Source organism: Prevotella lacticifex (genome assembly GCF_019973375.1).
GTDB classification, from domain to species: Bacteria; Bacteroidota; Bacteroidia; order Bacteroidales; family Bacteroidaceae; genus Prevotella; species Prevotella lacticifex.
Genome location: NZ_BPTV01000002.1, coordinates 516675 through 529524, shown reverse-complemented (window position 1 = coordinate 529524; position 12850 = coordinate 516675). Strand labels below are relative to the sequence as shown.

The window sequence follows — 12850 nt, the reverse complement described above, 5'->3', positions numbered from 1 at the left end:
GTTGTTCCGTGTGTATATATATAATAATGTGTGCCGAGAATGAACCTTAGTCGATGGCACCGGTGGCGGATTGAGTTCAACACAAGTTATCTTATAAATGAGAGGGCATTTCATCCTTTCCGCCGCCGACAGTTAATTTTAGTATCTTGGAATTTTTCAATAAATGAGAGGGCAATTCATCCTTTCCGCCGCCGACAACCTTATTTTTTCGGTTACGGCTTTGGAATGTGAAAAATAATGTGTAAGTTTGCAATATCTTTTAGCGTTGATACAATTATGGGCTATCCTTTTATTAAACACGGAGGAATCCTCATTCCCCTGATAGTCATTGTTTTGCTGCTGTCGGGGTGTGGTGGTGACCAACATCAATATACTATCGCTGTGTCGCAGTGCAGCGAGGATATATGGCGCGAGAAACTCAACGAGGAGTTGAAAACGACATCATATATCTACGACAACGTCAACCTGCTGTTCTCGACGGCCCGCGACAACGACCGCCTTCAGCAGGAGCAAATCGACAGTTTCATCAACCGTGGTGTCGACCTGCTCATTATCTCTCCTAATCAGGTGAATACCATCACACCGGCCATTGAGCGGGCGCGGAGGAAAGGCATCCCCGTCGTCCTCTTCGACCGTAAGACCGAATCGGCCCATTACACTGCTTTTATGGGTGCCGACAACTATCAGATTGGCCGCACCATGGGCGAATATATCGCTCATCTGATGGGTGGTCGTGGCAATTTCGTCGAAATTCGGGGATTGGAGCATTCCTCTCCGTCCATCGACCGCCATCGTGGTCTCGTCGATGCCCTTCGCCGCTATCCCGAAGTGCGGCTCATCGACAGTAGGGCCGGCGACTGGTCGGAGGGCAGTGGCAGCCGCGTCATGACCGAGATGCTCAACAGCGGTGACCGCGTCGACTGTGTCTTCGGTCAGAACGACCGTATGGCCCTCGGTGCCCGCAAAGTGCTGATGGACCGGCAGCCCGACAGTAAGGCCCGTTTCGTGGGCATCGACGCCCTTGCCACGCCCGGCGGTGGCATCCGCGAGGTTAAGGACGGTCGTCTCGATGCGTCGTATATCTATCCCACCCGTGGCGACAGGCTGTTGCAGTTGGCCGTCAATATCCTTGAGCATAAGCCATATAAGAATGAAAATCTCCTCGAATCGGCCATTGTCACCCCCGATAATGCTGAGGTAATGCTCATGCAGGCCGACGAGATGAGGCTGCAAGTCGACAATCTCAAGCAGCTCCACGCCCATGTCGACCGCTTTCTGGCCCGCTACAACTATCAGAAAGTGTTCCTCATCCTCATCATTCTCGTCCTCTCCCTGCTCATAATTGTGCTCTTCCTGTTCTACCGCGGACTCTCCCTCCGCCGTCGGATGGCTGAGGAAACGGCCAACGCAAAGTTGAAATTCTTTACCAATGTGAGCCACGAACTGCGCACACCGCTGACGCTGATCACCGCTCCGGTAGAGCAGCTCGCCGCCGACGATACGCTCACCGATGGCCAACGGTCGCTGCTGGGTGTCGTCAAGCGCAATACCGATATACTGCTTCGGCTCGTCAATGAGATTCTCGACTTCCGGAAGGTGCAGAACGGAAAGATGACCGTCCATTTAGCGCATTTCGATCTGTCGCCCGCGCTGAGGCAGTGGACCGCAATGTTTGAGCCCGCCATGAAGAAAAAGAGCCTCACGCTGCATATCGAAGTGCCCGACCATCTCTTCGTTCTCAGCGACGGCTACAAGCTCGAGCGCATCTGCTATAACCTCCTCAGCAACTCAGTGAAGTACACCCCTGAAGGTGGTGAGATATGGATCCGCGCCACACAGAGCGGCGACCGCTTCGCCATCGTCGTCGAGGATACGGGTATCGGAATTCCGGAGGATAAGCTGAAGCGCATCTTCGAGCGTTTCTTCCAGGTCGAGACACCCTACACCAACGGCACCGGCGTGGGTCTGGCCCTCGTGAAAGCTTTCACCGAGATGCTCCACGGTACGGTGACGGCCGCCAACCGACAGCCTCAAGGAGCCCGTTTCACCATCGAATTCCCTGTCAGTCAGCCTAATAGCGATGCCTCGCAGACGGCTGGCGTAGAGGAGACGGAACGCCAGATGGCACACGAAGAGGCCGTAGATACGCAGAAAGCCAATGCCGAGATGCTCACGGCATCGGAGAAGCAGGAACCGCGCAAGCGCATCCTCGTCGTCGACGACAATGCCGATATCCGTGCTTACCTCGCCTCGTGGCTCGGCAAATACTATCAGGTGAGCAGTGCCGCCGACGGCCGCGAGGGTTTCGAGACGGCGCGCCGTGAAGCCCCCGACCTCGTGATGTCGGACGTGATGATGCCGGTGATGGACGGTCTGGAGCTCTGTCGGCGTCTGAAGTCTGATGTCACCACGAGCCATATCCCCGTGCTCCTGCTCACGGCACGCGATATGGACGACAGCCGTGCCGACGCCTACAACTGCGGTGCCGACGGATATATCGTCAAGCCGTTCAGCGAGGATGTGCTGTTGGCGCGCGTCAAGAACCTCATCGACAGCCGTCAGCAGTTGAGGGATGCCTTCGGTGGCGGCTCCGACGGCCTTAATCCGACTAAGGAAGACAAAAAATTCACCGTCAAACTGCGCGAGGCCATTCAGCAACATCTCGACGACAGCGACTTCAGCGTGGAGCAGCTCGGTGGCGAACTCGGTCTCAGTAGGGCTCAACTCTACCGTAAGGTGAAAGCCATGACGGGGCAGTCGCCGGTCGAAATACTCCGCGAAGCCCGTCTGCGCCGTGCCGACCGCCTCCTTGCCATGACCGACAAGACCGTCGCCGAGATTGCTTACGAAACCGGTTTCTCCTCGCCATCCTATTTCACTAAGTGCTATAAGGATTATTTCGGCTGTCCGCCAAAGGACGCGGGTAAAGGGAACCGGAAAGGAAAAGAACAGCCTTAGCCCTGATTATGGGTTATTGCACCGCGCGAAGTGAGGAAATTGTGGCTCAAAGTAAGTAAAACCGCGGCTCAAAAATGGCGCACTGGATATTTGCTGTGGGCCGATATTTTCATAATTGGTTAGAGAGGTTATAGCTCAAAGAAAATAGTCATAGGCAGGCTTAAGCTCCCAATGGAGCTATGGTGTGGAAGTGATGGGGCAGCCTTTGCGAGCAAGCTCGCAGTCTGCCCCATCACTCCCACACCTCCCCTTACGGGGTTAAAGCCTGACCATGATTTTCTTTTCCTTTTTCCGTTTGAAAATGCCAAAGCGATAATGGCAGTATAAAGATTAATATTCCCTCTCACTATGATTCCATGGAAAATATCCAGTGCAGCTCAAAAATGTAATATTGTGGCTCTAAGGGAGATACCTCGAAACCACGGGAAAATATCAAAAATCGTTCATGAACTATCAAAAATGTTTCATGAACGATTTTTTTTATGCGGTGAACGATTTGTTAAAGCGATGGAAAGACGTTTGGAATAATTTTGCAACCAGATACAATATGTACAACCTAACAAGTCAAACAAATGAAAACAGCTTCTTTCCACCTAAAGTTTATGTCATCCTTGAAGACCTCGTCTGTCGGTGTTAAGACCCTATTCGTTCTGCCGTTGGTCCTCAGTGCCGGTATTCTCTGCGCTCAGGCTCAGGACGATAACACCTCTAATAAGAAAGAGGAGGGCAACCGCAACGTTATGCTCAATGCCTCAAGCGCCAACGGTCCGCGCGAAATCCAGATTGGTCTGCCGTCGGCCGATGTCAACGTCTTGGAGAATGGTCTGCCCGTTACCTATGCTACCAACCCCCACAGCGTGAATACTACGTGGCGTTCCGATGCCAGCCTGTCGCATGTCGGACTGCTGAAGATTGCCGAGACAGCCATCACCACCGGCAATATCGGCTATGCCGTCAACTCCTTCACGAACCTCGGCGAGGACGGATTCCACGGTACGCTGAACTATAAGACTAACCACTTCGGACTCAACGAGATATCGCTGAACATCAACGGCGGTCTGAAGAACGGCTGGTACTATAGCGGAAGCATCTACCAGGACTTCGATCCGGGAACTTTCAAGCTCAAGTCGACGCCATTCCAGGACCGTACGCAGATATATAAAGGTGCCATAACGAAGAAGTACAACGGCAACCGCGGCTCCTTCACCGCCATGTACAAATATGCCAACAGCCATCCCGTTTACACCTACGCCACCCAGTCGGCTCCTTTCATCTACGTCGGCGACGGCAGTGTGAAGGAATATGGCAAGTTCAAGCTCGGTACGACGAGCTACCTGCCTGTCGACAACAATATGACTTATGTCGACATGAAGACCGGAAAAGTATGCTCCACCGACCTCTACGATGCCATCGAGAACCGTTCGAGCGAGCTCTCGCTCATGAATACATACAGCTGGGACAACGGTCTGACGTGGAAGATCGTAGGCCGCTACGACCATGCCCACGGCGCTCTCGTCTATCAGACCCCCATGTCGCTGCTCCCGACCAAGGACAACAGTGCCTACTCCTATGTCTATCAGGACGCTGCCGGTGCCATGCAACGCTACAACGGCGAGTATGTCCAGACCCGCATGTCGTGTCTCAACGCCGGCGATATCGACGAAATCCTCCTCACATCCGAGCTCAGCAAGCGGTGGGCGACGTCCACCCTGCGCTTCGGTGTCAACGAGTGGTGGTATGATATCGACTATGCGTCGAAGACAACGATGTACGACCAGACCGTGCCCAGCGACGGCAGCTACCCCGTCCGCGTCTACGATGCTGGCAAGCGCGACTATTACTTCTACGACTACAACAAGAACGCATCGGAGTATTACGTCGGTCACGAGAATAAACTGGCCTTCTATTTCACCCACGACTGGGATATCACCCCGAAGTTCAATCTCTACTACGGAGCCCGCGGAGAGTTCCAGACCCTCAGTGGCCGCAACGCGGCTGTCACGAATGCCAATGGCAGCTATGTCGGCCGGTTCGCCAACTACTACATCGGAGCTACGGCACCCGACGGAACCCTCATCAGTCCCACCCGCATCAGCTACCACTGGTTCAACTACGACGTGACGGCAGCAGCCACATATAAGCTCACCGACAACTTCGGACTCACCGGCGACTTCACCTATCTCGTCCAGCACCCGAAATTCGAGGCCTTCGCTCCGGCCACACTTCCTAACACCGACCGCATCTCAGTGCCTCTCGGCCGCGCCGGAGTCTACTACAACAATGCGTGGATCAGCCTCACATCACTCTTCTCCTATATCTCAAAAACGAATAATAACTCGACACTCAATCTCCAACACGCTACTGCCAACGGCACCGAAATTATGGCTGCTCCGCTCACCTACGACATCAAGACATGGGGCTGGACGACCGACGTGATGGCCCATCCGCTGAAAGGCCTCGACGTCCACTTCCTCTTCACCTATCAGAAGCCGACCTATAAGAAATACGAAACCAGCGTAACCTTCTCCGACGGCTACGTCGGAACCATCAACGCCACCGGCAATATCGTGGCCGAAATCCCACAGGTGCTCATCGAGTTCGACCCGAGCTATATGATTACCAAGGACTTAAAGGTGTGGACAAGCTTCCGCTATTTCGGCAAGACCTACGCCAATATCAACGAAGCCTACTACTTCAACGGCCACTGGGAGACCTTCGGCGGCATCAACTGGCAGGTCAACAAGAAACTCGCTTTAGGCTGCTCCGTCGTCAACTTCCTCAACCAGACCGGTGCCAAGGGCTCCATCGCCGGTGCCGAGCTCATCACCAAGGATGAGGCCAAGGACATCAAGAACACCCTCATGACCGGTTCCTACCTCCGTCCGTTCACCGTCGAGTTCACGGCAACAGTGAAATTTTAATCATAAACCATTAACTTCAAACCACAATGAAACCATTACATATCATCGCAGCCGCCCTCGCGCTCACGGCTCCGCAGGCCGCCGGTGCCCAGACGATGGACATCCAGCGCCACGGCGACACCACCATCGTCAACATCGACAACCCCACTAAGTACCTCCTCCTGCCCGTGGAGGAAGACCAGCCCGAGAGTCAGGTGATGCTCTACACCGACAATGCCGCCGACACGTGGATGGACGTTCGCCTGGCTCAGAACAAGGTCGACTACTATGTGCCCTTCCGTCTCGGCAACGGATTCACCGCTACGGTCAAGATTCTCAACCTCAAACCCAACGCCCTGGCCATCCAGAGCGGACAGATGCAGCTCAGCAACACCTGGGATGTCACCAATACCGACTTCTACCGTCCCACATATCATTTCACCCCGGCCTACGGATGGATGAACGACCCCAACGGTATGATTTACAAGGACGGCGAGTACCACCTCTACTTCCAGTATAATCCCTACGGCTCGAAATGGGGAAACATGCACTGGGGCCACGCCATCAGCAAAGACCTCTTCCACTGGAAACAGCTCGACCCCGCCATTGCCCGCGACACCCTGGGCCACATCTTCTCCGGATCATCGGTCGTCGACCGCTATAATACCGCCGGTTACGGCAAGAACGCCATCGTGGCCTTCTACACCTCGGCAAGCGAAAAGAACGGGCAGATACAGTGTATGGCGTGGAGCACCGACAACGGCCGCACCTTCACCAAGTACAGCGGCAACCCCGTGCTGACACCCTTCGACGGTCTGAAGGACTTCCGCGACCCGAAAGTGTTCTGGTATGCGCCGATGAAGAAATGGTATATGATCGTCTCGGCCGACAAGGAGATGCGCTTCTACAGTTCCTCGAACCTCCGCGAGTGGACCTATGTCTCCGCTTTCGGCAAGGGCTACGGCCAGCAGCCCAACCAGTTTGAGTGTCCCGACTTCTTCGAACTGCCCGTCGACGGCAACGCTAACCACCGCAAATGGGTGATGATTGTGAACATCAACCCCGGTTGTCTTTTCGGAGGCAGTGCCACGGAATATTTCGTCGGCGACTTCGACGGCAAGACTTTCAAGTGCGATACCGACCCGAAGGTGGTCAAATGGCTCGACTTCGGCAAGGACCATTATGCCTGCGTGACGATGGGCAACACCCCCGGCCGCGTCGTCGCCCTGCCGTGGATGAGCAACTGGCAGTATGCCAACGTCACTCCTATCAAGCAGTACCGTGGTGCCAACGCCCTGCCGCGAGAGCTGAAACTCTACACCCGCAACGGACAAATCTATCTCTCGGCCGATGTTGTGAAGGAGGCCGACGCCCTGCGCAAGGAGTCGGTGAGCATCGACAACATTAAGGCCGACAAGAAAGGCACCGTGCGCCAGCTCCCCGACAACTACGGCTATGCCTATGAGCTCGACTTCGATGTCACCCCGGGCATGAGCGCCGAGACCGGTGTCACCCTCTGCAACGACAAGGGCGAGGAGGTGAAAATCTACTTCGACATGAAGAAAAACCGCGTTGTCATGGACCGTACGAAGAGCGGACTCACCGACTTCGGCAAACTGGCTAAGCCCCACGAGATAGAGGCCAACTACGACGTCCATCAGTTTAAGGACAAGAACACGAAGTTCCGCATGCTCAACTCGGTGAACTATCAGAACGATTTCGCCCTCGGCACCTGGGCTCCGCTGAGCCTCTGCGAGGGCAAGACCTACACCGTCAGACTGATGATCGACAAGTGCTCGGTCGAGATGTTCATCGACGGTGGCCGCATTCCGATGACAAATCTTGTCTTCCCGACAGCACCCTACAACAAGCTGAAATTCCGTTCGGCCGACGGCAAGGGCTCGTTCAAGAACGTAAAGGCTTACCGGTTAGCTCTCTGACGGACCAACGGCCCTTCCGGCGGCAGCCGCAGTGAACCGCCTGCGGAGCGGTCAGAAATGTAAAGAAAAATCATATTATCCTTTGGCTCTTACTGACTTTGGAAGTCGTTGAGAGTCAGAGACTTAGAAAAACGGGCTGTTTTGCATTCTAAAACGGCCTGTTTTGCAACGCCAAACGGCCCGTTTCGCACGACGAAACGGGCCGTTTTAGACCGCGAAATGGACGGTATGGGAGTGGTGTAAAGATAATTCATAGTAGGAGCGGGGCTATAGCAAGCTATAGAAGTTATAGAAACTATAGTAACTATGATGCTATAGAAGCTATAGTAACTATAGAAACTATCGAAGCTATAGAGGCTATAGATGCTATAGAAACTATAGGAGCTATATCCGCCGCTACGCCCTCTTCTTCCCAAACATCTTGTCGATGACTATTGCCACGGCACCATCGCCGGTGACATTGCAGGCGGTGCCGAAGGAATCCATGGCTATGTAGAGGGCTATCATGAGTGCCTGCATGTCGGCATTGAAGCCCAAGACCGATGCCAACGGACCGAGGGCAGCCATGATGGCACCGCCGGGAACACCCGGTCCGGCCACCATGCAGACAGCCAAGAGCAGCATGAAGTGGATGAAGAGCGGAAAGTCGTGGGGCATGCCGTTCATCAGGCACACCGTGAGGGCGCAGCACGTGATCTTCATCATCGACCCCGGCATGTGGATTGTGGCGCAGAGGGGGACGGTGAACCCCGCCACCGGCTTGCTCACCCCGTTGCCGATAGTGCGCGAGAGTGTCACCGGTATCGTCGCTGCCGACGACGACGTGCCCAGAGCCGTAAGATATGCCGGAAGCATACGCCACAGCAATCGGAACGGATTCTTCTTGGCGGCGGCTCCGGCAATGACGAATTCGTAGACGAGGATGAAGACGTGGAGGACGACGATAACAAGGATTATCTGCGCGAAGACAAGCAGGATGTGGTAAGCCTGCCCCGTGTAGGTCATGCTCGTGAAGATGCCGAAGATGTAAAGCGGGAGCAGCGGGATGATAACTTTCGCTATGACGAGCGAGATGATGTCCTCAAACTCGTCGAAGATATTGTTCAGCGTGGCCGCATTGGAGTAGATTATCCCTAATCCCATGATGAACGACAGGACAAGAGCCGCCATAACATCGAGCATCGGCGGAATCTTCACCTCGAAGAACGGTGCCAGCTCGACGGCTTTCTCGGCCGTGAATCCCTTTGTGGCCGCAATCATGTCGGGGAAGAACAGTTCGCCGGTGCCGTAGCCGATGAGTCCGGCGACGACCGTGTCGGCATAGGCTATGGCCACGGTGGCGAGGAGCATTTTTCCCGCTCCGCTGCCTATGCCGGTGATGGCCGGCGTGACGAGTCCGACGATGATGAGCGGAATCATGAAGCCGAGGAACTGGCTGAAGATGCCGTTGAAGGTTATGAACACCCTGACGAGTGTCTCGTTGAAGACGTTTCCGGCTATGACGCCGAGCACTATGGCTATGATTATCAGTGGCAGGAGTCCTATTTTCTTCATTGCTTACGTTGTTTTGTCCGCCTCTCGTGCGGCCGTGGTTCTCTTTTTTCCGTCGTCGGCCGGTGGCTGCCGGTCGCTGTCCTCGTGGCTGAGGGCATGGCGCGGCCTACGGTGCTGTCGGTCACGACGGTACAAAAGTAAGCATAAAAAGTGAGAAAATACTATCCTGTGCCGAAAAACAGTTACATAAACAATCATAAATTAAGACTAAAACCAACAAAGCCCTTTGTGTCAGTGCTTAGGCCTTTTGCCCTCAAACCTCCTCCGTCGGATCTTGGTGCTGACACAAAGAAAAAACCTTCAAAACAGGCTAACACGACAGAGATTCGGTCGTAAGACAGAATCTCTCCATTTTTTCTGACTGTCTTGGTCCCGCATATCGGCTCCTGAAAAGGGATCACGTTGACAATGGGTTTTGATGAAATAATCATGCTGACAACACATTGATAATTAATGTGTTGCACGTATCCGCCGTAGGGACGGGGTTTATCCCCGTCCTCGCAGCTGCGTTATATTTGTTTTGTATCTTGTCCGCTGTTGGTAGGACGGGGATAAAACCCGCCCCTACGGCGGCGGAGTGCTGCAAGTGTCTTGGTATCAGTGGTTTTCCGGTTTGCGGAAGGCCGCCCAGAGGACATATACGAGGACGATGATGAAGGCAATGAGGATGGTGACCATCTGCGGAACGTATTTCTCGGGCTGTATCCATATCTCGGTGAAGAGGTGCTGCCGCGCCATTATCTCGACGGGACACCAGAAGACGATTACCGTGGCGATGGCCATGCGGATATTGGCTCCCCACGCCGGCAGTCGCAGTTCCTTGCGGAACATGAACGCTGAGGCCACGAGGCATCCCGCCCCGACGATGGTGACGATTGGCGAGTCGTCGCCGATGAACCGTCCGTCGTAGCAGAACATCAGCAGGATATACGTTGTCCACGTCATGACGTTGAGCTCCATGAAGGTCACGATGGCCGTGTGGCGCGTCATCGGACGGGCCACAATGTCGGAGCAACGGTGCCCGAAGAGGTGGTGCTGACACCAGTTGATAAAGCAGCATCCCGTGCGGGTGCAGAAGATGTAGAGCGTCATGACCATCATCCACAGTCCGAAGGTCATCGGCATGAGCAGATATTCGGGTTGCGTGACGTGGCCCCACGGCGTCGTCTCGGGCTGGGTGCCGTAGCGGCGGGCGTAGTACTGGAAGAGAAATTCGACCCATCCCGTCCAGAAGAGCAGTCCGCCGAAGAGCCCGTAGATGGTCTGCCGTGTGTCGCCCTTGACGAAGACTCCCGCCACGACGATTATGAATCCGACGAGTCCCATGAGAAACGCGGCATAGTGGAGGGCCACTGGGTCCATAAATTTGCCCATGATCATCATCAGGGCGTGGCCTAAGGGCATGGTGAAGAGGACGAGGAGGAAGGAGGCGATGGTCCTTCCCCAGTGGTGACGGTGATGAACGGTATTCTGCATTTTTTCGCTTTCTTTACTTTTCTGAGCCTTACGCGCCGTTGTGGTGTGACGTCAGAACAGCTTGTCGATGTCGACGGACAGTCCCACCATGACGTTCGTTCCGTCGGTGCGCGGTGCGTTGAGGTAATAATAGTCGGGCCGGTAGTTGAAGATATTGTCGACGGTGACGGTCAGTTTCACGGCCTTCCCGAGGCTGTTGACCATCTGCAGTCGCCACAGCGAGTAGGCGGGATAGTGGATGACGTTTGTTCCGCGGCTGACATCATAATAATCGGCGAACTCCTCGTTGTCGACCCCAGAGTAGTAATGGCCGTCGATGCCGATGTTCAGGGCGTACCACTTGCTCATGCGGTGGTCCCAGTCGGCATGTGCCACGACGGAGTGCTTGCGCGCCGGCAGGTACTCGCTGCTGAGTCCGTGGCCCTCCTTGTCCTTCGGCAGCCGCTCGTCGACGTAAGCGTATGACAGTCGGGCACTTAGCCCGTTCTGCCACCGTGCCCGCAGCGTGGCGTCGAGGCCCATGACGTGATAAGTGTCGAGGTTGATGTAAGGCAGCCGCGGCATGTCGTCGGTGGTGATAAAATAAGGTGCTCCGGTGCCAATCTTGTCGCGGATGGAATTGCAGCAGCCACCGACGGTGATGCTGTAGTTGCGGTAGTTGTATTCGGCCGAGATGTTGAAGTTATGGCTTTTCTCCGGTTTCAGACTGCTGTTGCCCTCGACGATCCATATTCCCGCCATGTCGAAATTGTAGTATTTCTCCTTCAGTGTGGGGGCCCGGAAGCCCATGCCGTAGCCTATGCGGATGTTCATTCCGCTGAACGGCGTGTAGCGGAGGCTCACCTTCGGTGTCAACCGGCTCACGGGACCGTCGGAGAACCAGTCGTAGCGCAGTGCCGCTACGGTCTCGAGGCGGTCGGTAATCGTCCAGTCGTACTGTGCGAAGGCGTCGAAGGAGTCCTGACGGCGTGTGTTTCCGCTGAGCTTACTATTATATAGGTAGTCGTGCATGTAGTCGGCACCGGCCGAAAGGATGTTGCCGGCATCGAAAGTGTGGGTGTAGAGAGCGCGGAGAGAGTTCTGAACGTTGGAATATCCGCGGATGTCGAGATGCGCAATGCGCTGATAATCAGACTTGTCGTACTGGTCGAAGACGTAGTTCACGTCGATGTTGCCCTTGCTGCCGATGCGCCCCTCGGCCCTCAGCGACCCGCTGAAGTCGCGGTAGCGTTCCGGCGTGTCGGGCGACCGCTTTGTCTGGCGGAAGAAATATCCCCCTCGTGCCGTCATCTTCCAGCGGTCGGAGGGCCGGTAGACGGTGGCGTCGCTGACGTTCCATGTCTCGTCGCCGTAGATTGTCGATACCACACGGCTTACGGGGTTAGGACCGCTGCTGACGTTGTAGTTGTCGGCCGCCGTCCTGCTTGCCGTCAGTGCCGTCGACCAGCGGTTGCCGCCGGTGGCTGCCGACAGTCCGTAGCGCTGCTGTCCGTGGCGTCCTATGCGGGCGTTGACGTTGGCGTGCCACGTGGCGGCGGCATCCTTCGTGATGATGTTTATAACCCCTCCGGCGGCATTGGAACCGTAAAGGGCTGATGCTGCGCTCTTTACGATCTCTATGTGGTCGACATTCTGCATGTCGAGTCGGGCGAAATCGACATCGTCCATTGTCTCGCCCGCGAGTCGCTGTCCGTCGACGAGGACGAGCACCGACTGTCCGCCGAATCCCGCGAAGTTCATGTGTGTCTGCTGGTTCATGGCGTAGGAGAATTCCACTCCCGGCAGAACCTGGCTGAGGAGGTCGCGGAGGTCGGTGGCATCGGCCTTGCGTATGTCGTCGCCGCTGATGACCAGCGTCTGCACCGGTGTGCTGAGGAGCGACTTCGGGGTGCGCGTTCCCGTGACGACCACCTGGTCGAGGGTATGGTCAGCGAGCGTGTCGGCGGGTGCCATCTGTGCCGCGGTGGGCAGTGATGCCATGAGGGCCGCAGTGGGGAAGAGTGTTCTGAGTAGTATCATCGT

At 55.4% G+C, this 12850-nt stretch carries 6 protein-coding genes; 3 read left to right on the top strand and 3 right to left on the bottom strand.

Annotation, left to right across the window (positions count from 1 at the left end; all coding sequences use genetic code 11):
* The first annotated feature begins 276 nt into the window (after positions 1–276).
* The 3 genes from LDN30_RS12585 (at position 277) to LDN30_RS12575 (ending at position 7798) form a co-directional block, all read left to right on the top strand.
* A complete protein-coding gene (locus LDN30_RS12585; protein WP_223929690.1) occupies positions 277–2958 on the top strand; it encodes a hybrid sensor histidine kinase/response regulator transcription factor in 2682 nt (893 codons plus the stop codon).
* Positions 2959–3560: 602 nt separating this feature from the next.
* Positions 3561–5879: a TonB-dependent receptor gene (locus tag LDN30_RS12580; RefSeq protein WP_223929689.1), complete on the top strand. Its 2319-nt coding sequence runs from the start codon at positions 3561–3563 to the stop codon at positions 5877–5879.
* A 26-nt stretch (positions 5880–5905) separates the two neighbouring features.
* A complete protein-coding gene (locus LDN30_RS12575) occupies positions 5906–7798 on the top strand; it encodes a glycoside hydrolase family 32 protein (RefSeq protein WP_223929687.1) in 1893 nt (630 codons plus the stop codon).
* A 396-nt stretch (positions 7799–8194) separates the two neighbouring features.
* On the opposite strand, the gene LDN30_RS12570 is transcribed toward LDN30_RS12575, so the two are convergent.
* The 3 genes from LDN30_RS12570 to LDN30_RS12560 form a co-directional block, all read right to left on the bottom strand.
* A complete protein-coding gene (locus LDN30_RS12570) occupies positions 8195–9352 on the bottom strand; it encodes a dicarboxylate/amino acid:cation symporter (RefSeq protein ID WP_223929686.1) in 1158 nt (385 codons plus the stop codon).
* Between the two features lie 597 nt (positions 9353–9949).
* Positions 9950–10828, bottom strand: a complete 879-nt coding sequence (locus LDN30_RS12565) for a hypothetical protein (RefSeq protein WP_223929684.1) — start codon at positions 10826–10828, stop codon at positions 9950–9952.
* A 51-nt stretch (positions 10829–10879) separates the two neighbouring features.
* Positions 10880–12847 carry a TonB-dependent receptor plug domain-containing protein gene (locus LDN30_RS12560; RefSeq protein WP_373316554.1) on the bottom strand — a complete coding sequence of 656 codons (1968 nt, stop codon included), beginning with the start codon at positions 12845–12847 and terminating at the stop codon, positions 10880–10882.
* Between the last annotated feature and the right edge of the window lie 3 nt (positions 12848–12850).

Bases quoted from the DNA above. Each gene is read 5' to 3' on its own strand.
- LDN30_RS12585 (WP_223929690.1), top strand. From the start codon at position 277: ATGGGCTATCCTTTTATTAAACACGGAGGAATCCTCATTCCCCTGATA.
- LDN30_RS12580 (WP_223929689.1), top strand. From the start codon at position 3,561: ATGTCATCCTTGAAGACCTCGTCTGTCGGTGTTAAGACCCTATTCGTT.
- LDN30_RS12575 (WP_223929687.1), top strand. From the start codon at position 5,906: ATGAAACCATTACATATCATCGCAGCCGCCCTCGCGCTCACGGCTCCG.
- LDN30_RS12570 (WP_223929686.1), bottom strand. From the start codon at position 9,352: ATGAAGAAAATAGGACTCCTGCCACTGATAATCATAGCCATAGTGCTC.
- LDN30_RS12565 (WP_223929684.1), bottom strand. From the start codon at position 10,828: ATGCAGAATACCGTTCATCACCGTCACCACTGGGGAAGGACCATCGCC.
- LDN30_RS12560 (WP_373316554.1), bottom strand. From the start codon at position 12,847: ATGATACTACTCAGAACACTCTTCCCCACTGCGGCCCTCATGGCATCA.